Origin of the sequence: Helicobacter anseris (genome assembly GCF_003364335.1) — a bacterium.
In the GTDB taxonomy this organism is placed as follows: Bacteria; Campylobacterota; Campylobacteria; order Campylobacterales; family Helicobacteraceae; genus Helicobacter_H; species Helicobacter_H anseris.
Genome location: NZ_NXLX01000001.1, coordinates 185,492 through 211,413 on the forward strand (window position 1 = coordinate 185,492; position 25,922 = coordinate 211,413).

The following is a 25,922-nucleotide window of genomic DNA, read 5'->3' on the forward strand; positions in this document are numbered from 1 at the left end:
TTAGGGTTGATGTTTGTGCTTCCACAAAATGTGCTGAGAGTTTTTGAATTATTAAAAGATTTTGAAGTGTATTTAATCGGTGGGTGTGTGCGAGATTTATTGCTCGGTATCACTCCAAAAGATTATGATTTTACTACTCAAGCTACCCCTAGCCAAATGCAAGAGATTTTTAAAAATCAAGGTTTGAGATTTGTTGAAATGGGTAGAGAGTTTGGCACTATTGCATTGGTGTTAGATTCTCAAACTTTTGAAATTACTACCTTTAGAAAAGAAGGAGTGTATAGGGATTTTAGAAAACCAAAAAGCATTACTTTTGCATCAAGCCTTCTAGAAGATACCAAAAGAAGAGATTTTACTTTTAATGCCATTGCCTACCACCCAAAAAAAGGACTGATAGATTATCATCAAGGACAACAAGATTTACAAGCCAAAATCCTTAAAGCTATTGGGAATGCTAAGGAGAGATTTTGTGAAGATGCATTGCGTATATTGCGTGCAGTAGGTTTTGCTATGAGATTTGATCTTGAGATAGAAATGCACACCAAACAAGCAATGTTTGAGAATCTCAAGCTTTTAGATTTTATTTCCAAAGAGCGCATTACAAGCGAGTGGGAAAAAATCATCAATGCAAAATTTTTTATGAAGCGATTTTTGGAGTTTGAGGAAATTTTCACATTTATTTTCAAAGAAAAAATAACACTTCCACCTTCTCTGCCACAAGATTTTTTGCTAAAAAATGCCCTGCTTTTAAAAACCCCAAAAAATCTTACTGCCCTTAGATTTTCCAATAAACAAAACAAGCAAATTCAAGCATTTATGCAATGGCAATTGCAAAGAGATTTCAAAGACAAAATAGCAATCAAAAAAATGCTCTCTTTATATCCCAAAGAATGGATTGAGATTTTTTTATCCCAAGATGAGCAAAAATTACAGATTTTATCTACTATTTTTCAAAATAATGAAGTTTATCATCTCAAAGATTTAGCACTAAGTGGCACAGAGCTTTTGGAATTTGAGGGTAAAAAAAGAGGAGAGATTTTACAAGAGCTTTTAACTCTTGTCATAGAAGCAAAACTTCCCAATAGCAAAGAAGCCTTGCTTTCTTACATCAAGACTAAAAACTTTTAAGCAAAGCTTCAAAAGCCTCTTCAAATGCACTTAATCCTTCTTGCAAGAGTTTTTCCCCAAGCTCTTTGATATCAATACCTGCTTTTTTATAAGATTCTAACATTGTTTGAATATTTTCTTGTGGCATAAAAGGGATTGTAGTTTTTTGAGGATTTGCAAGATAGGCATTGATGGTTTCAAGTGGGGCAGTATTGATACTATGAGGATGTAAAAGTGCATTGATATAATAATCTTTTGGCAATTCCTCTCCCTTTACTCCAGTAGAAGCAAAAAGGGTGCGTGTATAAGGATTGTTAGAAGATTCTATATCAAGATAGCAGTCTTGAGCATTTAAGATTCCAAGCTTTGCTTTGAGTGAGGAATCCACTTTATCATCTATTGCCCTATCAAATCTTGAAACAAAAACACTAATCACCCCTCTAGTATCTCCCCCTTTTCTTCCTCTCTCAAAAGCTTCAAGGCAAGCCCTCGCTTGAGATTTTAAGAAAACTAAAGTCGCATTGATGGGAATATTTTCTTGCATCAAAGCTTCCATAATCTCAAATCCTGCTTCTGTTGCAGGGACTTTTATCATTACATTAGGAAGATTGATAGCTTTAAAAAGTCTTTTTCCCTCATCGATACTCTCACCAACTCTATCACCTAAAAAAGGATCAATTTCAAGACTGATATATCCATCATCTTTGTTTTTTTCCCATAGGCTAAGCATTTGATTACCCGCATTTTTAATATCCTCTATAGCAAGATTCTCATAAATGACTTTTGCCTTGCTTCCTTTTTGCTTTTGGATAGCTTCTTGGTAGATAGGGTTTTTGAGTGCATTGGCAAAGATTGCAGGGTTGCTCGTAGCACCACAAAAAGCTTGCTTTTGCAAAAGCTCTCCAAATTCTTTTTGCAAAAAACCTCTCTCAATAAAATCACACCATAAACTAAAATTTCTCTCTTTTGATAGTTTTTCCATTAAAAAATCCTTAAACTTTTTAGCTAATTTTAACAAATCATAAACAAAAGTATCTTATAATTAAAATTTTATACATTTTTTACAAGGATTATCACAATGAAAGGTAGTTTTATCTCATTTGCTTTAAGCTCGGTTTTGGTTGGAGGGGTAGTATGGGGTTCTGATATCACTTTGGATCTTACTCCACCAAAAGAGGGAGAAACAACAAAAGGATATCCTGTAGAATTTAAATATACCTATGATAAAGATGGAAAAAAAGAAACTAGTATAGATGAGCTTAAATCAGAGACAGATTACTTCTGGTCAAAAGATAGTGGTAGCACCCTCTCTTTAAAAGAAAAAAAGCAAGCAAGTGGTAGTATGAGCAATTTAGTAGCTACTGCGGTATTTATTGCTCCTGGAAATAATGATAATCTTTTGTTAGAGAATTTTAACTATATCTCAGTAGGTGCTGATACCATCACTGAAAAAGGTAAGAATGATACCTACTTTGCTATCCAAAGTGGTCCAAACTCCTATACAAGCTTCACACTCAATGGTGCAAATATCTTTTCTGGTTCAAACCTCCATGTCGGTGGGATAGCTGCAAATAGTAGTGCTAGTGGAGCTAATAACATCACAGGGGGATTTAAAGATGTCTATCTTAAAGGCACGATAAAAGTAGATGCCAATGCAATTGACCAAGCAGATAGTGCTGGTAGTGGTAGCAAAAATGCGACTTTGAATTTTAGTAGTGAGTATAATGGAGCGACTTATACTATTGATAGTAGTGCGACACTAGATCTTACTTCTAGTGGTAATAACACAAGCACTGTGAATTTTAATAAAGGGATTGTGAAATATGATACAAATACCTCCAAAGATGTGTTTGCTACAGATCAAAGTGTGCTAAATAAAGGAAATATCAAAATTAGCAATACCACAGCAAATACAACAGCGGGGACACCAAGTGAGGAAAAAAACAATATCAATTTTCATATTGATTTAAAAAATGAAGGCACGATTACTTTGGAAAATGCAACACTAACTTTTAAAGATAGTGGTTTAATCATCTCTGATAGTGGAAGTGTAGGCACCATTGATATTAAAGCAAAGACTGATACCAAAGATAAGCTCTCTAGCAATCAAACTAATAAAAGCACCTTATATTTTGATAGCACAGATACAACTACTGCTAAAGCTTTTGAGATAGCTTCTCAAAAAATCAATATCACAGGTATAGCACCAAGTGATGCAAGCAGTAGCGAGAGCAATCAAGAGCTTTTTGGCTCACAACTCACTATCAAGGTAAATAATAGTGGTATTCCAAGTGGTGGTGCAAAAGATTTGATTCTCACAGGAGCAAAAGATAAGCTCACAGCTATCACCATCGGTGCTAGTGCAAGTAGTGGCACGGTAAATGACAAAAACACAAGCTTGATTTTTGATTCTGATACAGTGTCGATGGATAATTATGTAGGCATTACAGTGCAAAGTGGTGCAAAACTTGATTTAACGCAAATTAAAGGAACTTCTAGAACTTATACTGATAGCAGTAGCTCCGGTGCTAATAAAAATACAATTTTAGATTTTCACAATCAAGGCACCATCACTTTCAAAGGTGATGGGGTAAATACTAATATCCTAGATGCTAGTAGAAAAAAAATCATTCTTACAGATTATGCGACGACTAAGACTACTTGCAAGGTGGGGGATACAGATTGTAGCAAGATTTCTGATGTAAATAATATCCCAAAAAATGCAACTTTAACTACCACAGAAGAAGAATCTGCTGGGACTATGGAGATTAGCGGAGGGAAAACAACAATACAAGCAGATGTGGCTTATAACTTTGGGAATCTTAAGATTAGTAATAGTGGGACTTTGGACCTCTCAAAAATTGCAAAAAAACAAGATGGAACAAATGGTAGTGTAGATGAAGTAGGATTTGTCAATGCGGGAGTTTTAACTTCCACAGGTGGGGTGATTGATACAAGGACTACACAAGAAGATACCACAAAAACTGGCAATGATATTGATTATGACGCGATGAATGTAAATAAAAAAAATACTGGTGGTAGTAATACCAAAAAGCTTATCATCACAGAAGCAAAAAAAGAAAAGGTTAATGATACTAGAGATAGTGGGATTGATAAAGATGGAAGCACTAAATTAAAAGAAGGAGAATCTTGGGCAGCAAATAAAGATAATGAAACTCGTGCAGAGTTTGTAGTAGATAGTGGTGCTACGACTATTAGGGCTTCTAGTCTGATAAACAAAGGGCTTACCACCATTCAAAATGGTGGGACACTCAATCTTTATTGTGTAGGCACGGATTATTGCTATGATGGGAGATATTGGACAAACTTTACAAAAGATAGTCAAGGTGTATGGTATATAATGAAGCCAGAAGAAGCACCTTCTAGTACTTCTCCTAGTGCTACAGAAAAGCTTAAGGCTACGCAATTGGTCTTTGATAATGACACAACGGGTGCAATTATCCTTAGTGGTGGGACACTCAATGCCATAGATTCTTATAAGTATCAAGAAAAAGATGATAGCGGAAGTTACAAAGATGTTACAAAATATATTTATCACTCTTTAAAAATCACAGGAGGGGAGCTTGGAGCTTCTGGAGGGGTGAATTCTATCATTCGCGTAGGATATGGAGATACTAGCGCTGGCTCAGGCGCTAATAATAATTATCTTACTTTAGAAAATGTCAATCTTTCTTTGAGAGGGGATAGCAAACTTTTTATTATTTCAGAAAAAGATGAGGATACAACTTCTAGTGCCAAAGCTGATGTTACTTGGAAAGCAGGAACTAGCAATAATAATACCTTTACAATGTATCTTGGTGATGATGACTATACAAAAAATACAAGAGGGATTTATATCTTAGGACTTGCAGATAGTGATGGCAACTACAAAGGTGGGACAATCAATTTTACAGATAATGGTGGCAGCAGCAGTAAATTACCTAAATTTGTAATTGATTTGAGTGATTTGAGTGGTAAAAATACTATTTTGTTAAATAAGCAATACAATTTCCTAGTCGCAGGGCAGATTCAAAGTGGTGGAAGCAAAATTACTGATGCAAGTAAAATCACAATGGAAATTAACTTTGGCAAGGGTGCAAATACTAAAGATGGAACTGATAAACCTGCGAGTGATACAAAAGATTATGGCATTTACGATCAAACACTTTGTGCAAATGATTCTAAATTCTGCCTTGAGGCAAAAGATACAAATAAAAATGGTAGTGTAAGTGATGCAAAAATTACCATAGGAAATTCTAATAATAATGAAGGCGTAGTGGTTGTAGATAAAAGTGATAGCTCCAAACTCTCTGATATTACCAATGGGTGGCCAAATGGAAGTAATGAGACTTACGCAGATTTTGTAACTTTCAATAAAGTTTATGAGCAAGGTAGTGGTACTTGTGATTTTAATACCCTAGAGGGTTGTGCGGTGATTGGCTTTAGTGCAGTGAAATCTAAGACTTTGCAAAAAGATGGAGTGAGTGCAGTTTTCCAAAGTATCAAAGATAGGTATAATCAACTCCCAAATACACAAAATGAAGTTATCAAAAATACTCTTGCAGGAATCAATCTTATTGAAAGTGCTAATGCCAATGCAAGCACGATTTTGCAAAGTATTGTAGATACTGATGGAGTTGCAAGCTCAAGTATTTTGCTAAATTTACAAAAATTCCAATACACTGGAGATTTGGATCTTGCAAATCAAGTGGCAAAAGATTTGAATACTTTGGATAATTCTTTAGATGCGATTTCAAATGTCGCTCAAGAGAGCTTAGAGCTTATTAGTCGTGTGAATTTTACCTCCACTTTAAATACAAGTGCGCGTCTTGCTCAAAATTCTAACCCTTATAGAATGAATACAAGTTTTGCAAAAGCAATCAAGAGCTTAGAAAACAAAAAATTTGCAGATATTAGTGATAGTCTTTATAGTTATACAGATAGATTTGATTTTGATCATAATGCGTGGGCAATGGCTATTGGTGGTTTTGGTGGCAAGTATAGTGGCGGATATAATGCACTTGGTGGTATCTCTGCTGGATATGACAGAATGCTTGGTCGTGTGCTTTTGGGAGGATATGCGACTTATGCTTATGCACTCTCTTCACTCAATAGTTTTAATAATGATTCCACAGTAAAAACAGATAATAGCTCACATAATCTTGAGATTGGTGCATATTTGAGAGCGTATGTTGATGCACACGAAATTGATGTGATTTTGAGTGAGACTTTGGGCTTTAATAGCTTGGATCTCAAAAATTCTCTCACTTCACAGAATCTAAAATTTGATAACTTTACGACAAATCTTACAGCACGCTATGGATATGTAATCCCTCTTAATGTGGATAAGGGACTCTATATCAAACCTTTGGTGGGATTAAACTATATGTATCAGTATAATACTCAAGTCAATGGTAGCACTGATGTAAGAATCAATGCTAATGCAAAGCATTCTAATGCAATGACACTCTCAGCATTTGCTGAGGTGCGAAAATATGTCGATGATAAAAAATATCTTTATATTATGCCTGGAATTGAGCAAGATGTATTTGCAATTAGTGGGGATTCTCAAGTGTATTTTGCAAATAGTGCAAATAATATTCTTACTTATAAAGTAGATAATGTGGTGCGCACTTATTTGACTGTCATAGGTGGTGGAGAGATTGGAATTAAAGATAATATGGCAATTACTTTTGGTATGGGTGCAAAAATATCTTGGGATAGATATTTTATCAATGGTAATGTAGGCTTTAAATATAAGTTTAATTCCAATTAAGATTTTTTGAGAGTGGATAGATGTTTGTAGATTGTGTGGAGATTTTTATCTTTAGTGGCAAGGGGGGTGCTGGTGCAGTCTCTTTTAGGCGTGAGAAATTTGTGCTTAATGGTGGTCCTGATGGAGGTGATGGAGGTGATGGAGGTGATGTGTATTTTGTGATAGATAATAATGCAGATACGCTATCAAATTTTAGAGGTAAAAAGCATTATCGCGCACAAAATGGACAACCTGGTATGCCAAAAAATTGCACAGGAAAAAGAGGTGAGGATCTTATCATTAAGATTCCAGCGGGGACGATTCTTTATGATGCGCAGACAAATGAAGTGATTTATGATTTTACCAATCAAACACAAAAGGTAAAAATCCTAAGTGGTGGCAAGGGGGGATTTGGTAATGCGAGATTTAAAAACTCTGTAAATCAACGCCCCACCTATGCACAAAGTGGTTTAGCAGGGGAAGAGAGGCATTTGCGTTTGGAATTAAAACTTATTGCAGATGTGGGATTGGTGGGGTATCCAAATGTTGGAAAATCAACCCTTATCTCTACGCTCTCAAATGCAAGACCACAAATTGCAAACTATGAATTTACTACACTAATCCCTAATCTTGGGGTAGTGGATATGGAAGGATATCAATCTTTTGTGATAGCTGATATCCCTGGAATCATTGATGGAGCAAGTGAGGGTAGGGGACTTGGGATTGAGTTTTTAAGACATATTGAACGCACAAAATTTTTACTTTTTGTCATTGATAGCACAAATTATAGAGAGCCTTTCTTGCAGTATCAAAACTTAAGGGCAGAATTGCAGAATTTCTCTCAAAATCTTTATGAGAGAAAATACGGGATTGTGCTTAGCAAGGTAGATAGCTTATCAGATGAGGGGGTTTTACAAGATTTTTTTGAAAAACTTGGAGTGCAATATGACAAAAAAAGTATTTTTGGTAGCTCAAGTGATTATGGAATCTTTGTGCAAAATGAAGATGATACAAAACCTCTTTTTATCTTGCCCATTGCCTCAGTGAGCAATCTCAATCTCAAAACCCTAAAATATCTTGTTTTTGAAGCTTTGAAATGAAAATTTTATTTATGGGAACACCTGCTTTTGCAAGGGTAATTTTGCAAGAGGTAATAAAAGATTTTGAAGTCATAGGGCTTTTTTGTCAGCCAGATAAACCCTTTGGCAGAAAACAAGAACTAAAAGCCCCAGAGACAAAAGAATTTTTGCAAAACTATGATTCAAAAATCCCAATCTATCAGCCCATAGAGTTTGATAAGGCAATATTGCAAGAGATTAAAAAACTCAATCCTGATGTGATTTTGGTGGTGGCATATGGCAAGATTTTGCCAAAAAGTGTTTTGGAATATAAATGTATCAATATTCACGCATCAATTTTACCAAAGTATCGTGGAGCAAGCCCTATCCAAGAAATGCTCTTGCATAATGATAGAATCTTTGGAGTAAGTGCAATGCTGATGGAAGAAGGGCTTGATAGCGGGGATATCTTGGGATTTAGTATGATAGAAAATACTTTGCAAGAAAATCTTTTGAGTTTGAGTGAGAAACTAGCATTTTTGGGTGCAGATCTTATAAAAGATGTATTGAAACGCCTTGATTCTATCAAGCCATTAAAACAAAGCAATGCGCAGGCAAGCTATTGTAAAAAAATCAAAAAAGATGCAGGAGAAGTGGCTTTTGTCAATGCAGAAGAGATTATTTTGAAATATCGTGCTTTTGGTGTGTGGCCAAGTGTATTTTTGAAAAGTGGTTTAAAGCTTTTTGATGTGAGTTTAGCAAAAAAAGAGGGGAGCTTTAAAAGCGGAGAGATACTAGATATCCAAAATGATGGTATTGAAGTAGGTTGTGAGAGAGGAAGTATCAAGATAGGGGCTTTGCAAGCTCCAAGCAAGCAAAAAGTCGCTTCTAATGTCTATTTGATGGGGAAAAGGCTTAGTGTAGGAATGCTACTTGAATAATGGATATTGTATTTTTTGAGACATTAGAATCTACACAAACTTTTTTGCTTGAAAAATTGCAAGAAGATTTATGTGTAGTAGCCTTGAAACAAACCAATGGGATTGGGAGTCGTGGCAATTCTTGGGAGGGAGTGGAGAGTGGGCTTTATTTTTCTTTTTGTTTGCATCAAAAAAAATTACCCAATGATTTAAAACTTCAAAGTGCATCTTTATTTTTTGGCTTTTTATTTAAGGAAGTTTTGAATGAAAAGGGTTTTGAAATATGGCTTAAATGGCCAAATGATTTGTATTTGAGAGATAAAAAAGTAGGAGGGGTGATTGTTTCTTGTAAGCAAGATAAGGTAGTTTGTGGAATAGGGCTTAATTTTAAAAGTTCAAGTTTTGGAAGTTTAGGGGCAGAGCTACATAAAAAAGAAATTTTGGAAGTTTTTTTCAAAAAAATTAAAAATACTTCACAATGGAAGCAAGTTTTCAGGAAATATAAGTTAGAATTTTGTAAAAATTCAGATTTTAGCTTTCACTACCAAGAACAGATGATTTCACTCAAAGATGTAAAATTACTTGAAGATGGGTCGATTTGTTATAGTGGAAAAATTTTTTATAGTCTGAGATGATGGAGTAGGAAATGGGTGAGATTATTGCTGTTGCAAATCAAAAAGGTGGAGTAGGAAAAACTACTACCGCTGTTAATCTAGCTGCTTCTTTGGCATTAGCAGAGAAAAATATTTTGTTAATAGATTTTGATCCTCAATCCAATGCTACTACTAGTCTTGGATTTAATCGTAGTGATATTGAGTTTGACATTTACCATGTTTTAATGGGAAGCAAAAAACTCTCTCAAATTATTAGAGAAACTGAGATGCCTCATATGTATTTAGCACCTTCTAATATTGGTTTAGTGGGTCTTGAAAAAGAGTTTTATGACAAAAAAACTAATGGCAGAGAATTATTGCTAAAAAAGCGAATCCAAGAAATTGAGAACCTTTATGATTATATTATCATTGATTCTCCTCCTGCATTAGGACCTTTGACAATCAATGCTCTAAGTGCTGCAGATTCTGTGATTATTCCTATACAATGCGAGTTTTTTGCTCTTGAGGGATTAGCACAGTTGTTAAGCACGGTAAAACTTTTGCAAGAGCATATCAATCCAAATTTGAAGATAAAGGGATTCTTGCCTACAATGTATTCTACACAAAACAATCTCTCAAAACAGGTTTTTGCTGATCTCTCACAGCATTTTGGTTCAAAACTTTTTAAAAATGCAGATGCCAAAGAAAATCCATATATCATTATTCCAAGAAGTGTTAAGCTTGCAGAATCTCCGAGTTTTGGAAAACCAATTTTGCTTTATGATGTGAAATCAAATGGTAGTATTGCTTATCAAAATCTTGCTCAATCTATTTTGCGTGGTGCGTGATGAAAAAGAAAAGTTTAGGCAGAGGGCTTGACGCTATATTAGGAGATGTAGAAAAGGCGTATAAAAATAATTTAAGTGAGCATACAGATTCTATTATTGAGATTGATATTGATTTAATCAAGACAAATCCTTATCAACCTAGAAAAACTTTCCAAAAAGAAAGTTTGCAAGAATTATCAGAATCTATTCTAGAGCACGGGTTATTACAACCCATCATTGTATATCTTGATGAGAATAAAGATTATGTTTTAATTGCCGGTGAGCGCAGATTGCGTGCGAGCAAAATGGCAAATCAAAAGACTATTAAGGCGATAGTTGCAGAAATAGATTTAGCAAAACTTCGCGAACTTGCTTTGATAGAGAATATCCAAAGAGAGGATTTAAATCCTATTGATTTGGCAAAATCTTATCAAGAATTATTACAAGACTATGCTATCACGCACGAAGAATTGGCGCAAAAAATAAAAAAATCAAGAGCACAAATCACAAATACACTGCGTTTGCTAAATCTATCTTTAGAGGTGCAAAAGGCTTTAGTAGATGAGAAAATATCTCAGGGTCATGCAAAAGTTCTTGTAGGGCTGGATGAAAAAAATCAAAAAATGATGCTAGATTCTATTATAGGACAAAAATTAAGTGTAAGAGACACAGAGAGAATGTCTCAAAATATTAAAAAATCTAACAATCTCCCAAAAAATATCAAGCTTGAAGCCTTGCAGAAGGCTATGCAAGATAAAGCATTTAAGGCAAAAATACAAAGCAATAAGATTTATATTACCTTTGAAAAACAAGAAGAAGTGGAAGCAATGCTAGCCTTTTTCTTGAAATAAGTTTCATTTTAAGGTATTTTTTGTTAGAATTTTGAGATTTTACAATGAGGAGTAAAAATGTCTACAGAAATTAGCCTACATCTTATGGCTTTAGTGTTTGTAGTATTTTTGGCAACACTTTATTTGTTGAATATTTGGTTATTTAAACCTTTGATACTTTTTATGGAAAAACGCGATGAATCCATAAATCAAGATGTTCAAGAAATTAAAGATAGTGCAAATGAAGTAGAGCTTATTACAAAAGAAATAGGCGAGATTTTAGATGGGGCTAGGGCTGAAGCAAAACATATGATAGAAAATGCTTCAACTGAGGCAAAGAGTGTTTATGATGCTAAAATGGCAAGATATAAGGCTGAAAATCAGACTAAGTTTGAAGATTTTCTAAAAGGATTAGAATCTGAGAGAGTAGAACTAAAAAATGCTCTCATTGGTAATAAGGCGTTATTTCAAAATGCTTTGAAAAGCAAGATAAAAGAAATTTAAGGAAAAATGATGCGAATAATTTTGTGTTTTTTTGTAGTTTTTTCTTCTCTGATTTTTGCTAGTGCTGTGGATATTAGCAAGACTGATATTGTTGAGAGAAGCATCAATTTTATTATTTTTATTGCAATTTTATGGTATTTGTTGGCAGGAAAACTAAAAGCTTTTTTTGGTGCAAGGAGAGAGAAGATAGCGCAACGATTATCAGAGGTGCAAGAAAAATTAAAAATTGCTAAAAATAATAAAGAACAAGCTTTAAGAAAATTAGAAGAAGCTAAAGAGCAGGCAAGTCAGATTTTGGCAAATGCAAAAAAAGAAGCCTATTTAATTGCTCAAAAAATTGAAGAGCAATCAAGTGTTGATATTGAGATTATGAGAAAAAACTTAGAAATATTGATGGAATTTGAGCAGAGAAAAATGGAAAAAGAAGTAGTAGATGAGGTTTTGCAAGAAGTATTTGCACAAAGTAAATTAAATACTACAGAATATGTCAATATTCTAGAGAAGAAGGTTGTGTAATGTTAAATACTATAGCAAAACGATATTTGAAGGCAATCTTAAAATCTTGGAAGACTGAGGATTTGGATGGTTTATTAAAAGAATTAGAGAAGGTTGCTTGTGCTACAAAAAATGATAAATTTTCTGATTTGATGCATTCTCCCTATGTCTCTTTCCAAGATAAGCAACAATTACTTCTTACTCTTATAGAATCTAAAGACAAAAAAGTATCTAATCTCTTGAGCTTACTTTTAGAAAATAAGCGTTTAGAGGTAATTCCTTATTTATGTGAGGAATTAAAAGGATTTATTAGTCAAACGCATAATTTTTATAAAGGTGTTGTCTATGCTAAAGAAAAGATGAGTGATGTTGAGGTTTTAAAGATTAGAGATAGTCTTGCAAAACGGCTAAACATAGGCTTAGAGCTTATATGTCAAGAGACGCATAAAGATGAGATAGCATTGGTAATTGATGGGCTAGATGTGGAAATTTCATTTTCAAATGAAAGATTCTTAAATGATTTAAAATCTCATATTTTAAAAGCAATTTAATATCTTAAAAGGAGTAAAAAAGTGACAAAACTTAATTCAGAAGAAATTAGTAATATTATTCAAGAAAGAATTGAAAATTTTGATATTCAGGTAGATATTGCACAAACTGGTAAAGTTATCGCTTATGCAGATGGTGTTGCAAAGGTTTATGGTATTAAAGATGTAATGTCTTATGAAATGGTAGAGTTTGATACTGGTGATAAGGGATTGGCCTCAAATCTTGAAGAAGGTAGTGTTGGGGTTATTGTTTTAGGTTCTGGAAAAAATATTAAAGAAGGCACTTCAGTTAAAAGACTTGGTAAGTTGATGAAAGTTCCTGTTGGGGAGAGTGTTGTAGGTCGTGTTATCAATGTTTTGGGAGAACCTATAGATGGTAAAGGTGTGATTGATGCAAAAGAATATCGTTTTGTTGAGCAAAAAGCACCAGGTATTATGGATAGAAAATCTGTGCATGAACCATTACAAACAGGAATTAAGGCTATTGATGCTCTAGTGCCTGTGGGTAGAGGACAAAGAGAGCTTATTATCGGGGATAGACAAACAGGAAAAACAACAGTAGCAATTGATACTATTATCAATCAAAAGGGGCAAGATGTAGTTTGTATTTATGTTGCTATTGGTCAAAAAGAATCTACAGTTGCTCAGGTGGTAAGAAAGCTTGAAGAACACGGCGCTATGGATTATACAGTGGTTGTTAATGCCTCTGCATCAGATTCAGCAGCAATGCAGTTTTTGGCACCTTATACTGGTGTAACAATTGGAGAGTATTTCAGGGATAATGCAAAGCATGCGTTGATTGTGTATGATGATTTAACTAAGCATGCAGTTGCTTATCGTGAAATGTCTTTGATTTTAAGACGCCCTCCTGGTCGTGAGGCATTTCCAGGAGATGTGTTTTATATCCATTCAAGACTTTTAGAGAGAGCTGCAAAGGTGAGTGATGAAAAAGGTGCAGGCTCTCTAACAGCATTGCCAATTATTGAAACCCAAGCAGGGGATGTATCTGCATATATCCCAACTAATGTTATTTCAATTACAGATGGTCAGATTTTCTTAGAAACGGATTTATTTTTCTCAGGAATTCGCCCAGCAATCAATGTGGGACTTTCTGTATCTCGTGTAGGTGGTGCAGCACAGATTAAGGCTACAAAGCAAGTTGCAGGAACATTGAGATTGGATTTAGCGCAGTATAGGGAATTGCAAGCATTTGCACAATTTGCATCAGATTTAGATGAAGTAAGTAGAAAACAACTTGATCGAGGTCAAAGAATGGTAGAGGTGTTAAAACAAGGTCCATTTGCACCACTTCCGATAGAAAAGCAAGTAGTAATTATTTATGCAGGTGCCAAAGGTTTCTTGGATGATGTGGCTGTTGATAAGATTGTAAAATTTGAAAAGGAACTTTATAGTTTTATAGAATCCAAAAAACCAGAAATTTTTGAAAATATTAGACAAAAAAAGGCACTAGATTCTGAAATAGAAGCTTCTTTGAAGGCTATAATTGAAGAATTTAAAGTAGGTTTTGGTAACTAGAAATGGGAAACAATCTAAAAGAGATACGTAAGAAAATTACAAGTGTCCAAAATACACAAAAGACAACAAGAGCAATGAAGCTTGTCTCTACTTCAAAGCTAAAGAAAGCTGAGGAGATGGCAAGACAGTCAAGATTGTATGCGCAAAAACTTAATGAAGTTTTTGATGATTTGGTTTCAAAATTACATTCAAGAGGATTGGATAGTATTAATTCTAAGTATTTTTTGAAATCAAAAGATAAAAAAATAAAGGTTGTGGATATTATTGTCATTACTTCAGATAAGGGACTTTGTGGTGGTTTTAATGCTGTTACAATAAAAGAAGCAATGCGTTTAAAGGCACAATATCAGGCACAAGGAATTCAGACAAGAATAAGAGGTGTTGGTAAAAAAGGTATTGCATATTTTGTATTTAATAATATTGAAGTAATGGATAAGATTGTCGGACTTTCTGCTTCCCCAGATTATGAAGCCTCATCAGAGTTTATTTATAGTGTTATTGATGATTTCTTAAATGACAAGACAGATGAAGTAATCATCTTGCATAATGGATTTAAAAATATGCTTTCTCAAGAGTTAAAATCTCGTATTGTCTTACCTTTTGATTTAGATGGGTATAAAAAAGAAATGGAAAGCACAAATCTTTTTATTGAACCAGATGATGAAGAGGATAGGGTTTTAGAGGATTTGGCAAAAAAATATTTTGAATATAATATGTATTATGCATTGATTGATTCTTTGGCTGCAGAACACAGTGCGAGAATGCAGGCAATGGATGCAGCTACAAATAATGCAGGTGAGCTTGTAAAAAGCTTGACAATTTCTTATAATAAAGCAAGACAAGAGGCTATTACTACAGAGCTTGTAGAAATAAATGCCGGCGTAGAAGCAATGAAATAATTTTTTAAGGAGTGATAAGGATTATGGAAGGAAAAATTACACAAGTTATTGGTCCAGTAGTTGATGTTGATTTTGATGGCTATTTGCCTGCTATCAATGAAGCGTTAGATGTAAATTATAAGGTAGAAAGTGAAGAAAAAAAACTTGTTTTAGAAGTTGCTGCACATTTAGGTGATGGTCGCGTTAGAGCCATTGCTATGGATATGACTGAGGGTTTAACTCGTGGGCAAAAAGTTATTGCACGAGGCAAGATGATTGAAGTTCCTGTTGGTGAGCAGGTATTAGGTAGAATTTTTAATGTTATTGGAGAGGTGATTGATGGGGGGGAAGCGCTTAAAGATGTGCAAACTTGGCCAATTCATAGAGAAGCACCAAAATTTGAGAATCAATCTACAAAAACTGAGATGTTTGAAACAGGTATTAAAGTAGTTGATTTACTTGCTCCATATTCAAAAGGTGGAAAAGTTGGGCTTTTTGGTGGTGCAGGAGTTGGTAAAACTGTTGTTATTATGGAATTGATTCACAATGTGGCTTATAAACATAGTGGATATTCGGTTTTTGCTGGAGTAGGAGAGCGAACAAGAGAAGGAAACGATCTTTATCATGAGATGAAAGAAGGTGGGGTTTTAGATAAAGTTGCACTCTGCTATGGACAGATGAATGAGCCACCAGGTGCAAGAAATAGAATTGCTTTTACAGGACTTACGATGGCTGAATATTTCAGAGATGAGAAGGGTCTTGATGTATTGATGTTTATTGATAATATTTTTAGATATGCTCAATCAGGTGCTGAAATGTCAGCATTGCTTGGAAGGATTCCTTCAGCTGTTGGTTATCAACCTACTTTGGCAAGTGAAATGGGAAAACTTCAAGAGAGAATTACCTCTACTAAAAAGGGTTCAATTACTTCTGTTCAAGCTGTATATGTTCCTGCAGATGACCTTACTGACCCCGCACCTGCTTCAGTATTCTCTCATCTTGATGCTAAAACAGTTCTTAATAGAAAAATTGCTGAAAAGGGAATTTATCCGGCTGTAGATCCACTAGATTCTAGCTCAAGGATTCTAGATCCTCAAATAGTTGGTGAAGAGCATTATAAGATTGCTACAGGTATTCAACAAATATTACAAAAATATAAAGATTTGCAAGATATTATTGCAATTTTGGGTATGGATGAACTTTCTGAAGAAGATAAAAAAGTTGTAGAAAGAGCAAGAAAAATTGAAAAATTCCTCTCACAACCTTTCTTTGTTGCAGAAGTCTTTACAGGAAGTCCTGGAAAGTATGTAACGCTTGAAGAAACGCTTGAAGGCTTTAAGGGTATTTTGGAAGGAAAATATGATCATATTCCAGAAAATGCATTTTATATGGTGGGTAATATACAAGAAGCAATTGAAAAAGCTGAAAAAATGAAAAATGCCTAAGGAAAAATAAAATGAGTGCTTTGATGGTGAGTATTGTTACTCCTTATGGGAAGATTTTTGATGGTTCTGTCACTTCCATCACCCTTCCTGGGGTTGAGGGTGAATTTGGAGTGATTGAAGGTCATAGCGACTTGCTTTCTTTATTAAAAACAGGGGTAATTGAAATTATTAGAGGAGAGCAGAGAGATTTAGTTGCTATAAATTGGGGTTATGCTAAAGTGCAATCACAGCAAGTTGATGTTTTAGTCGATGGTGCTGTATTGATTAGCGAGCATAAGGGGGATATTGCTATGGCTATTGAAAATGCTAAAAAACTTTTAGAAGATTCCAGTAATGATAAAATTGCAATTTCTGGTGTTGTTTCTAAGATTGATAATATGGTTAAGGGGAAATAATGTTAAGTTTACAAGGTTTTATACATAATAGTAGTTTTATTGCACTCTTTGTTTTATTTTGGCTATCAGTTTATTTTGTAGCTACTCTTTGGGTTTTTTTCTATAAGTTTTTTTTGTTGAAAACTACTTGTTTAAAAGAGCAAGATTCTTTAGATGCAATTTTGACTGGTAAGGGTATAGCTCCAAGTGATCCTTTATTTCAAAATATTACAAAACGCCCATCAAAGGAATTGTTGTTAATCTGGAGATCTCAGGTTCAAAAAAGAATTACTACAGGTTTGGTGGTTTTGAGTATTATCTCTTCAACCGCACCTTTTATAGGATTGTTTGGGACGGTCGTTGAGATTTTAGATGCTTTTGGGAAGTTAGGCGGAGGAGGACAGATAGCTTTTGATGTTATAGCTCCGATTATTTCACAAGCTTTGATTGCAACTGCTGGAGGTATTTTAGTTGCAATCCCAGCTTATTCTTTTTTCTTAATTTTAAAAAGAAAAGCATATGACATTAGTGTCTTAGTGCAGATGCAGATTGATATACTTAGTGTAGAAAAAAAGGCAACCAAAGAAAAAGGAAATAGTGTTGGATAACAATTTTATTGATTGGGAAGAAAAGCCAGAGTTAAATATTACACCTCTTGTTGATATTATGTTAGTGCTTTTAGCTATTTTAATGGTTACTACGCCTGCTGTGATTTACAAAGAAGAGATTAGCTTACCACAAGGTTCAAAAAGTTCAAAAGTATCTCAAGATGAGAAATTAGAAGTTAGAATGGATCTTGATAAAAAAATTTATATTAAAAATGATGTGTATGAATATAATACTTTCCCAGATAGTTTAAACTTATTGGCAAGTCGTTATGATAAAAATATGAGTATTTACATTCGTGCAGATAAACGTTTAGCTTACCAAGATGTGATTTATCTTCTCAAGAGTATCAAAGAGGCTGGATTCCATAAAGTATCTTTGGTAACAACAAATTAAATAATAATGAGTAAGAAGAGTTTTTTTTATTTAACAGGAAGTTTTTCATTTTTAGTTTATATTGCATTGCTTTTTATGATTTTTGGATTGATTAATCTTAAACAAGCTGATAAATTTATAGTAAAGACAGATACGCAATTTGAGCAAATTATTCCCATTGAGGCTTTAATAGAGCAAGAGATGCAGCCAAAGCAAGTTGATTTACAATCAAAGCCAAAAATAGAGGAAGAAAAAGAAGAAGTGCAAGAAAGTCAAAAACTTCCTGGTTTGAAGGATCTATTTTCAGATATTCCTGATTGGAGTGAGGATACAAGAAAACAAAAAGAAGAACAAGCAAGGATAAAAAAAGAACAGCAAAAAAGGCATCAAGAGCAACTAAAAATACAGCAAGAAATGCTCAAACAACAACAAGAGCAAATTAAAAATCTTCAAAGTAGTTTGCAAAATACTAATAGGGCATTAGAAGAGATTAATACGAGTATTGATATTAAAACAGATATTCCTCCAAATCAAGATAAGGGACTTCATGATGAATGGGTTGAGAAAATATATAGAATCTTATATGAAAATTGGGATTTTTCTTTTTATCAAAGAACGGTTATAAGCGTGCTTATTAATATCACAAGTAGTGGAAGTTTTTCATATAAAATTTTAAAATATTCTCAGTATGATGATTATAATCAAAAAATACAGGTATTGCTTAAGCGTTTAGAGGAAGTGAAGATGCCTCCTTATCCAAATGGAAAATCAATCAATATTGTAGTAAATTTTAAATCAAGGGTGCAAGATGAATAGATTTTTTTTGGTTTTTTTCTTAAGTTTTAGTATTTTTTTTGGCGCAGATGCTACGATTGATTTAATAAAAACAGTTCAAAAGATACCAGTTATTCAGGTAACTTATTTTGATAATAAGTATGCAGATCAAGCTTTAAAAGTTTATAAAGTTTTGCTCGGAGATTTAAATATAAGTGGTCATTTTTCTGTGCAAGAAGGACAGAAGGGTAAGGCAAAACCAAATTATGCAGAATTTTTAAACAATAAAATTGATTTATTGGCAAATATTGAAGCTCAGAAGAATGATGAGGGATTTAGGATAATTGTCAAACTCTTTGATATTAATGCCCAAAATCTTATTTTGGATAAAGCTTATACTATTGAAGAAGAAGCGCTTTATCCTTTTGTAGCTCATAAAATTGCTATTGATATTAATGATTATATAAAAGCACCTTCTATTGATTGGATGAAGCGTTATGTCGTTTTATCCGCGTATGTTGTATCTGGTAGAAGTAATATCTTAATTAGTGATTATACTTTAACGTATAGAAAAACCATTATCAATGATGGATTAAATCTCTTTCCAAAATGGGCAAACAAGGATCAAACAGAGATTTATTTCACAAAAATCATTAATAATGTTCCTACTATTTTAAAATACAATATTTACACAGGTGTGAGTTCAGAAATTGAAAAAAGTAGTGGTATGGCTGTAGTTTCAAGTGTTAGTTCTGATTCTAAAAAATTACTTCTTACTCTTGCTCTAGATGGAGAACCGGATATTTTTTTATTTGACTTAAATACAAAACAAAAAACTCAGCTTACAAAATATAGAGGAATTGATGTTTCTGGCAGCTTTGTGGATAATGATCAAGCTATGATTTTTGTGTCAGATAGGCTTGGTTATCCTAATATTTTTTATAAAAGTTTAGAAGAAAATGCTCCAGTTGAGCAAGTTGTATATCATGGAAAAAATAATAGTTCAGTGTCTTCTTATAAAAATTATGTTGTGTATTCTAGCAGGGAGACAAATAATGATTTTGGTTATAATACCTTTAATCTTTATCTTATTTCAACAAAAAATGACTTTATTAGAAGATTAACTGCAAATGGTGTAAATCAAATGCCAAGATTTTCAGCTGATGGAGGTAGTGTGATGTTTATAAAAAATTTGCCAAATCAAAGTTCCTTGGGTGTAATTAGACTAGATTATAATAAAACTTTTTTCTTCCCAATTTATAACATGCAAATTCAATCTTTTGATTGGTAGTTTATTGACTTATTTAGCTTATTTAAATAGAATTTTTATACTGTTAATAAAGTATTGAAGGATGAACTTGAAGAAAGTATTTTTCTCTTTTCTTGTTGTATTATTGTTTGCTGGTTGTGCAAAAAAGGCAATTATGGGTGATTCTGATGCTTTTGAAGAAGAAGCAATTCAGCCAAATGTAGTCGAAGCTTTAGAAGAACCTCTTGAGACAAAAAAAGCACTTGCAGATGGCACTGTGATTGCTAGTATATTTTTTGATTTTGATAAGTTTGAGATAAGATCAGATATGCAGTCTGAGATAGATAAGAGTGTGGATATTGCTAAAGAAAATGATGAGATGAAAATTTTGATTGAGGGGAATACAGACGAGTTTGGTAGTGATGAATACAATTTTGCTTTGGGCAATAAAAGAGCATTAGCTGTAAAAACAGCCTTGATTACTAGGGGTGTTGATAAAAAGAAGATGCAAATAGTTTCTTTTGGAAAAACTAAACCTTTGTGTACTGAAAAGACTAATGAATGCTATCAAAAAAATAGAAGAGGAGATATTAGACTATTATTAAATAAGTAGTCTAAATTTTCATGATAAGAAGATATATTACTTTTTTTTCTTTGGTACTTTTTTTAAATGCCGAACCATCTGCTTTTGAATTACAAAGTGGTGCTACGAAAAATGATATTAGTAATTTGCAATTAAGTAGTAGAAGTTTGCAAGGCATTGCTACAGATTTGCAAAACCGCTTGAAAAATACTGAGCAAATACAAGAAGGATTAAAGACTTTATTAGAAAGTCAAAATTTTAAGATAAAAAAAATAGATGATTCTTTTATAGTTTTGCAAAATGCGATTAATGGACTTCAGAATCAATTTGAAAGCACTAATGAAAAAACAAAAGAGCAAAATCAAGATATTGAAGTTCTAAAAGCTCAATTACTTGCACAACAAGAAGAAATTAAAAAAATCCAGTATTCTATTCAAGAAATTAACAAAGTAATGACGGAAAATAATAATAGTATTATCCAGCAACTTGCTTTAATGTCTCAATTTTTAGAAAAAAATCAAAATAATTTACCGACACTCTCTGAAGAAAAAAATGAAACTAAAAAAGAAGAAAATTTAACTCCAAAGACAAATAAACAGAAGTTTTCTGATGCTAAGTCTTTTGTACGAAAAAAAGATTTTAGCAGTGCAGAAGAGATACTCAATGAATTGATACAAGAAAAGTATAAAATAGCGGAGTGCTACTATATTTTAGGAGATATAGCTTATCGTAAAAAAGAGTATAAAAGTGCATTGGATCTTTATAAAAAAAGTGCAACATTAGATGAGAATGCTTCTTATATGTCAGCATTATTGTGGAGGACTGCTTGGTCTTTTAAATATCTAAAAGATGAGAAAAATTATCAAAACTTTATTGACTTGCTTGCTAGGACATATCCAGATAGTGAGCAAGGCAAAAAAGCTATTGATATAATAAACAAATCTAATAATAAGGAAAAATAATATGAGTAAAATAGAACATAATAAAGTGGTGTCAATTCAATATAGTGTAAAAGATAATCAAACTGGTGATTTGATAGATACAAATGTAGATTCCAAACCTTTAGAGTTTATGGTAGGTGCTGGTCAAATTATTAGTGGTTTAGAAAATGCATTATTAAATAAAAGTGTTGGTGATAGCTTGGAGATTGAGGTAAAACCAGAAGATGCTTATGGTGTTTATAAAGTAGATTTTTTACAAGAGGTGCCAAGAGAGCAATTTGAGGGTATAAATCTTGTTGCAGGTATGACTTTATTTGGTCAGGGTGAGCATGGAGAGACCGTTCAGGTGATTGTAAAAGATTTTAATGATAAGATCGTAATGATTGATTATAATCATCCATTAGCTGGTAAGACACTTTTATTTGATGTTAAAATACTTGATGTGCGTGATGCTACGGAGCAAGAAATTTTAAATGGTGGTGTTGGTATGAGTGGAGGTTGTGGCTGTGGTAGCGGCTGTGGTTGTGATAGTGGTGATGATCATCATCACGAGGATGATGCTTGTGGCTGTGGTAGTGGCTGTGGCTGCCACTAATTAGTAAAAAGTTCGGTAAGGTTGATTTTATTTTCATAAAATGCCTTTCCGACGATTACGCCACCCTCAATATGGTGGGATTTAAAACTTTCTTTTAATTCAATAAGATTATTAAGATCTTTAAAGCCACCACTGGCGATACAAGGTTTTTTGCTTGCTTGTGCCATTTTTATACTAAAATCAATGTTGATTCCACTTAACGCACCATCTCTACTAATATCAGTACATATAATAGCTTCTATTGCAGTATTGGCAAATTTTGAAGCAAATTCAAAAGCATTGATATTTTGGACTTCTTTCCAGCCGTTGATAGCTACTTGGTGATCTTTTGCATCAATGCCTATAACAATGGGATATTTTTCTGCCATTTTTTGAGTAAAATCAAAATTTTGGGTTGCAATAGAGCCAAGTATAATCCTAGAAACCCCTAAGTCTAAATATTTTTTAATAGAATCCTCATTGCGTATCCCTCCACCAATTTGGATGTTTATTTGTGTTGTTTTTGTGATTTGCTTGATAATTTCAAAATTCTTTGGACTTCCAGAACAAGCACCATTGAGATCTACTATATGAATCCATCTTGCTCCATATTCTTGAAATTTCTTTGCAAAATCAAGAGGATTGCCATATATGGTTGATTGTGCCATATCTCCTTTATAGAGTCTTACAGCCATTCCATCTTTTAAATCAATTGCAGGAAAGATATTAAACATTGCAAAACCTTTTTAAAAACTTGTGAAACTCTATTATAAGCTAAAAGATTTTATTTTTTGCTAAAATACTTAAAAAAGCACCTGCTATGGTAATGGAAAATAAAATTATTAATGTTTAAAAAAGAAGAACTAAAAAAATTAATTGATTGTTTTGAGTATCTAAAAAAGCATTATTTGGATATCTTTGATGCATTGCGTGCAATGCTAGAAGTTTTGCTTATTTGTAAGCATGCTTCTTTTTTATTTGATCTTAGGCCAAAGGATTTGCATAGTGCTTTAGATGATTTTTTTAATCAATATGAAATATCTCAGCCTAAATTATCATTAAACTCTATTAAGTTAAACCGCCTTAAAAAAAATCTTTTAAATATGAAACTTGATCTAAAATTGATTGAAGAGTTTATTTATATTATTACCCAACAAAAGACGGTTAATAAACTTTATTACTATTCAACGCCATTGCAGGTCAATAGGCTCTTAGTAGGCTTATTGGATATTAAATGTGGAGAAGAGGTTTATAATCCTTGTTATGGTATGGGTAGTGTTTTTTTGAGTCTTGCTCAAATTTGCTCAGAAGTAAGATTGTTTGGCGAAGAGTTGGATTCCAAGCTTTCAAAAATTGCTGTTTTGATTGCTAAAGTTTGTGGCATTGAATCTAAAAATCTCTTTGTAAATGATTTATTAAAAGATCCTTATTTTATTAAGCAACAGCAGGTAAGAAAATTCGATAAGATATTGTGTAATCCTCCAATGTCTGCCTATGTGGGGTTAGAATCTTTAAAAAAAGATGCAAGATTCTCTCAGATGGGGGCTTTAGCAAAACATTATTCAGAGTTGATTTTTCTCACCCATTCTTTGGCTCACTTAAAAAAAAGAGGTGTTTTTATTGTCAGAAATCAAGTATTACAAAAATCTGCATCAGAAGCAAAAATGAGGCAAAAACTTTTAGAAAATCGAATGATTGAAGCAATTATTGAATTGCCAAAAAATATTTTTCCTTTGCAAAATCATGATCTATCTATAATAGTATTAGCACCAAATAGTGAAGAAATTTTACATATTAACGCTAATAATGATTTTTTTTATATCCGAGATGGTAAGTATAATCAATTGATTAATCTAGATTATTTACTAGAGCTATTTAAAAATAAAGCAAATAGTCCTTATTCCAAACTTACAAGTATTAGGGAAATAAAACAGGATGATTTAAGCGTAAATGCATATTTAAATTTTGCCTCAGATAATAGTTTTTATACTCTTAAAAAAGTTGGATTTGAAGCAATTAGAGGGCAGAGGGTTTATGGAAGTAAGGGTGATGAGAAAATTTCTTATTATGATATAGGCATAGCAGATTTTAAACTTCTTGGTTTTATAACAATTCAAAATTTAGAAAATATCAAAGAGTGGGGAAATAAAAGAAAAATACAAAAATATGCACTGCAATCTTATGATATTTTGCTTTCTTTAAGAGGCAATTCTCCAAAAATTACCATTCTTGGAGATATAGGTGATAAAATTTGTGTTGCTAATACTGGTGTTGTTGTATTGAGGCATCAGGAAAAACAAAAAGCACTGCAACTTTATTGTTTTCTTTTTACGCAGGAGGGACAAGAAAAATTAAGACAAGTTTATGAAAAAAGCTCAAAAGATAGCTTGAGTTTGGAATTATTGCTTGATTTAAGCTTGCCAAAAGATTATGAGAAATTCTTTGAAAAAATATTTCATAAAATCTTAAAGCTTTCTGATAAATTGGATAATCTTAATAAAGAAATAGCTCATTTGAGGAGTATAAAGTGAAGATTTTGCAATCACAAATAAGAGATGTTATTGCGAGTGAGAGTGTTGTTGTGGTTATGCCTTGCAATTTGTATGAATGCATCTTAAAAGATGAGGTTTTTGTTGGACCTTTTGTAGAAATACAAAAAGATGTTGTTGTTGGGGCACGCACAAGAATTCAAAGTCACAGTTTTATTTGCTCATTGGTTAAGATTGGGGAAGATTGTTTCATAGGGCATGGAGTAAAATTTATTAATGATACTTTTAAAGAAGGGAGATTGACAAAAGATTCTAAGGATTGGCAAAAAACAGAGATTGGAAATAGGGTGCTTATTGGCAGTAATGCTACGATTTTGCCTATACAAATTTGTGATGATGTAGTTATTGGCGCTGGAAGTGTGGTAACAAAAGATATTAAGTCCTCTGGTTTTTACGCAGGAAATCCTGCAAGGAAAATTAAAGAGCTTAAAAAATAAGATATAATGCAAAAATATTAAGTCGGGAATTAAATTTATGAAAAAAGATAGTTTAAAAGTATGGGCTTTTCCAAGTTTGTGCTTTATGTTTTTTTTGTATGGGATGGCATTTGTGTTGATTTATACATATAATCAAAATTTTGGAGAATCTCTTGTAGCTGATAAAAAGTCTAGAGGGGAAATTGACCCAGAGGCTATTAGAAAAGAAATAATGAATTTAAAGCTTAATTAAAGAAAATAGAATATAGGTCGATTTATAGAGCATAGGCCAAATGTGAGGAGATAGATAATGATTGGTTCTGTTGGTGCCAAAGTCGGTTTTACAAATACATTAAAAGAACAAGATAAGCAAATAAAAAATCAAAAAGTAGAAAATACTCAGATAAAAGAAGACAAGGTATCTGCAATATCCCAATCTCTTAAAAATGGCACTTATAAAATAAATTTGAACGCTACTGCAGAAAAAATGGCACTAAATTTGCTTAATTTATAATATTACCATCTATAAGGTGTATTACAAATTAAGGGGCATTGATGCTACAAAATTATTTAAGGGGTGCTGTAAGCGATTTAGAAGCTCTTATAGAACTCACTCAGTTAGATATTTGTGATATCAAAGAGGCAAATCACGAAAGAATTTTTGAAAGAAATTTACAAAAACAACCTCTAATTGTTTCATTTGAGAATAAAAAAAATATGGCACAACAAGAGATTGTAAGCCTAAAGAGTGCAAATCCTCAAGTTGAATTAGGAGATTTACTTGATGAGGAATCTAGTGAGCTTCTTGGTTCGATGAAGCAAAAACTACAGAAGCTAAAAGAAGTAAATTCTGGATACGCTCGTATGGTTCTTGCAGTTTCTGAATTTTATAATTCTTTGATGCAAAAGATTGTTCCTCATGAAGTTTCTGGGTATGGTGTTCCAAAAACAACACAAAGCACATTTTTAAGGATTGAGGCATAAT

At 33.0% G+C, this 25,922-nt stretch carries 28 protein-coding genes; 26 read left to right on the forward strand and 2 right to left on the reverse strand.

Going from position 1 to position 25,922, the window contains the following annotated elements:
- The first annotated feature begins 9 nt into the window (after positions 1-9).
- Positions 10-1,128 (forward strand): CCA tRNA nucleotidyltransferase, encoded by a 1,119-nt coding sequence (locus CQA57_RS00950; protein ID WP_115578358.1) that lies wholly within the window; start codon positions 10-12, stop codon positions 1,126-1,128.
- Here CQA57_RS00950 and CQA57_RS00955 read toward each other — a convergent pair.
- Positions 1,115-2,089, reverse strand: coding sequence for a transaldolase (locus tag CQA57_RS00955; RefSeq protein WP_115578359.1), 975 nt, complete (start codon positions 2,087-2,089; stop codon positions 1,115-1,117). The two genes, CQA57_RS00950 and CQA57_RS00955, sit on opposite strands and share 14 nt — an antisense overlap.
- Positions 2,090-2,185: 96 nt before the next feature.
- Here CQA57_RS00955 and CQA57_RS00960 point away from each other — a divergent pair, with 96 nt between their 5' ends.
- The 20 genes from CQA57_RS00960 (at position 2,186) to CQA57_RS01055 (ending at position 21,993) form a co-directional block, all read left to right on the forward strand.
- On the forward strand, positions 2,186-6,883 hold the full coding sequence (locus tag CQA57_RS00960) for an autotransporter outer membrane beta-barrel domain-containing protein (RefSeq protein WP_115578360.1): 4,698 nt from the start codon (positions 2,186-2,188) through the stop codon (positions 6,881-6,883).
- A 20-nt stretch (positions 6,884-6,903) separates the two neighbouring features.
- Positions 6,904-7,962: a GTPase ObgE gene (obgE, locus tag CQA57_RS00965; protein ID WP_115578361.1), complete on the forward strand. Its 1,059-nt coding sequence runs from the start codon at positions 6,904-6,906 to the stop codon at positions 7,960-7,962.
- Positions 7,959-8,861, forward strand: a complete 903-nt coding sequence (gene fmt, locus CQA57_RS00970; RefSeq protein WP_115578362.1) for a methionyl-tRNA formyltransferase — start codon at positions 7,959-7,961, stop codon at positions 8,859-8,861. Before obgE ends, fmt begins: the two co-directional genes overlap by 4 nt.
- Positions 8,861-9,475, forward strand: coding sequence for a biotin--[acetyl-CoA-carboxylase] ligase (locus CQA57_RS00975; RefSeq protein ID WP_115578363.1), 615 nt, complete (start codon positions 8,861-8,863; stop codon positions 9,473-9,475). Before fmt ends, CQA57_RS00975 begins: the two co-directional genes overlap by 1 nt.
- A gap of 11 nt (positions 9,476-9,486) precedes the next feature.
- A complete protein-coding gene (locus CQA57_RS00980; protein WP_115578364.1) occupies positions 9,487-10,281 on the forward strand; it encodes a ParA family protein in 795 nt (264 codons plus the stop codon).
- The gene (locus tag CQA57_RS00985; protein ID WP_115578365.1) at positions 10,281-11,111 is read left to right on the forward strand and encodes a ParB/RepB/Spo0J family partition protein; all 831 of its coding nucleotides are present in this window, start codon (positions 10,281-10,283) and stop codon (positions 11,109-11,111) included. Before CQA57_RS00980 ends, CQA57_RS00985 begins: the two co-directional genes overlap by 1 nt.
- 57 nt (positions 11,112-11,168) lie before the next feature.
- Positions 11,169-11,594 carry a F0F1 ATP synthase subunit B family protein gene (locus CQA57_RS00990; protein ID WP_115578366.1) on the forward strand — a complete coding sequence of 142 codons (426 nt, stop codon included), beginning with the start codon at positions 11,169-11,171 and terminating at the stop codon, positions 11,592-11,594.
- A 9-nt stretch (positions 11,595-11,603) separates the two neighbouring features.
- Positions 11,604-12,110: a F0F1 ATP synthase subunit B gene (locus CQA57_RS00995; RefSeq protein WP_170126791.1), complete on the forward strand. Its 507-nt coding sequence runs from the start codon at positions 11,604-11,606 to the stop codon at positions 12,108-12,110.
- Positions 12,110-12,640, forward strand: a complete 531-nt coding sequence (locus CQA57_RS01000) for a F0F1 ATP synthase subunit delta (protein WP_115578368.1) — start codon at positions 12,110-12,112, stop codon at positions 12,638-12,640. Before CQA57_RS00995 ends, CQA57_RS01000 begins: the two co-directional genes overlap by 1 nt.
- Positions 12,641-12,661: 21 nt before the next feature.
- Positions 12,662-14,173, forward strand: a complete 1,512-nt coding sequence (gene atpA / locus CQA57_RS01005) for a F0F1 ATP synthase subunit alpha (RefSeq protein ID WP_115578369.1) — start codon at positions 12,662-12,664, stop codon at positions 14,171-14,173.
- A 2-nt stretch (positions 14,174-14,175) separates the two neighbouring features.
- Positions 14,176-15,072, forward strand: a complete 897-nt coding sequence (atpG, locus tag CQA57_RS01010; RefSeq protein ID WP_115578370.1) for an ATP synthase F1 subunit gamma — start codon at positions 14,176-14,178, stop codon at positions 15,070-15,072.
- Positions 15,073-15,095: 23 nt separating this feature from the next.
- Entirely contained in the window at positions 15,096-16,496 is a 1,401-nt protein-coding gene (gene atpD, locus CQA57_RS01015) for a F0F1 ATP synthase subunit beta (protein ID WP_115578371.1), read from the forward strand.
- 11 nt (positions 16,497-16,507) lie between these two features.
- Positions 16,508-16,891 carry an ATP synthase F1 subunit epsilon gene (gene atpC / locus CQA57_RS01020; RefSeq protein ID WP_115578372.1) on the forward strand — a complete coding sequence of 128 codons (384 nt, stop codon included), beginning with the start codon at positions 16,508-16,510 and terminating at the stop codon, positions 16,889-16,891.
- On the forward strand, positions 16,891-17,478 hold the full coding sequence (locus tag CQA57_RS01025) for a MotA/TolQ/ExbB proton channel family protein (RefSeq protein WP_115578373.1): 588 nt from the start codon (positions 16,891-16,893) through the stop codon (positions 17,476-17,478). The genes atpC and CQA57_RS01025 overlap by 1 nt, the downstream gene beginning before the upstream one ends.
- Entirely contained in the window at positions 17,471-17,872 is a 402-nt protein-coding gene (locus tag CQA57_RS01030; protein WP_407918726.1) for a biopolymer transporter ExbD, read from the forward strand. The genes CQA57_RS01025 and CQA57_RS01030 overlap by 8 nt, the downstream gene beginning before the upstream one ends.
- 6 nt (positions 17,873-17,878) lie before the next feature.
- Entirely contained in the window at positions 17,879-18,667 is a 789-nt protein-coding gene (locus CQA57_RS01035; protein ID WP_115578375.1) for a TonB C-terminal domain-containing protein, read from the forward strand.
- Positions 18,660-19,916 carry a Tol-Pal system protein TolB gene (gene tolB, locus CQA57_RS01040; RefSeq protein WP_115578376.1) on the forward strand — a complete coding sequence of 419 codons (1,257 nt, stop codon included), beginning with the start codon at positions 18,660-18,662 and terminating at the stop codon, positions 19,914-19,916. The genes CQA57_RS01035 and tolB overlap by 8 nt, the downstream gene beginning before the upstream one ends.
- 61 nt (positions 19,917-19,977) lie before the next feature.
- Complete coding sequence (pal, locus tag CQA57_RS01045; RefSeq protein WP_211305529.1) at positions 19,978-20,487, forward strand: peptidoglycan-associated lipoprotein Pal; 510 nt, start codon at positions 19,978-19,980, stop codon at positions 20,485-20,487.
- A gap of 11 nt (positions 20,488-20,498) precedes the next feature.
- A complete protein-coding gene (locus CQA57_RS01050; protein WP_115578378.1) occupies positions 20,499-21,419 on the forward strand; it encodes a hypothetical protein in 921 nt (306 codons plus the stop codon).
- A gap of 1 nt (position 21,420) precedes the next feature.
- Complete coding sequence (locus tag CQA57_RS01055) at positions 21,421-21,993, forward strand: FKBP-type peptidyl-prolyl cis-trans isomerase (RefSeq protein ID WP_115578379.1); 573 nt, start codon at positions 21,421-21,423, stop codon at positions 21,991-21,993.
- Here CQA57_RS01055 and hisA read toward each other — a convergent pair.
- Entirely contained in the window at positions 21,990-22,706 is a 717-nt protein-coding gene (gene hisA / locus CQA57_RS01060) for a 1-(5-phosphoribosyl)-5-[(5-phosphoribosylamino)methylideneamino]imidazole-4-carboxamide isomerase (protein WP_115578380.1), read from the reverse strand. The genes CQA57_RS01055 and hisA overlap by 4 nt on opposite strands.
- A gap of 111 nt (positions 22,707-22,817) precedes the next feature.
- Between hisA and CQA57_RS01065 the strand changes: the two genes are divergently transcribed.
- From CQA57_RS01065 to CQA57_RS01085, 5 genes are read left to right on the forward strand one after another with little or no spacing between them, the layout of a single operon-like run.
- Positions 22,818-24,503: an N-6 DNA methylase gene (locus tag CQA57_RS01065; RefSeq protein WP_115578381.1), complete on the forward strand. Its 1,686-nt coding sequence runs from the start codon at positions 22,818-22,820 to the stop codon at positions 24,501-24,503.
- Positions 24,500-24,958: an acyltransferase gene (locus CQA57_RS01070; protein WP_245941821.1), complete on the forward strand. Its 459-nt coding sequence runs from the start codon at positions 24,500-24,502 to the stop codon at positions 24,956-24,958. The genes CQA57_RS01065 and CQA57_RS01070 overlap by 4 nt, the downstream gene beginning before the upstream one ends.
- Before the next feature lie 37 nt (positions 24,959-24,995).
- Complete coding sequence (locus tag CQA57_RS01075) at positions 24,996-25,190, forward strand: hypothetical protein (RefSeq protein ID WP_115578382.1); 195 nt, start codon at positions 24,996-24,998, stop codon at positions 25,188-25,190.
- A gap of 57 nt (positions 25,191-25,247) precedes the next feature.
- On the forward strand, positions 25,248-25,451 hold the full coding sequence (locus CQA57_RS01080) for a flagellar biosynthesis anti-sigma factor FlgM (protein ID WP_115578383.1): 204 nt from the start codon (positions 25,248-25,250) through the stop codon (positions 25,449-25,451).
- Positions 25,452-25,492: 41 nt separating this feature from the next.
- On the forward strand, positions 25,493-25,921 hold the full coding sequence (locus tag CQA57_RS01085; RefSeq protein ID WP_115578384.1) for a hypothetical protein: 429 nt from the start codon (positions 25,493-25,495) through the stop codon (positions 25,919-25,921).
- Position 25,922 lies beyond the last annotated feature (1 nt).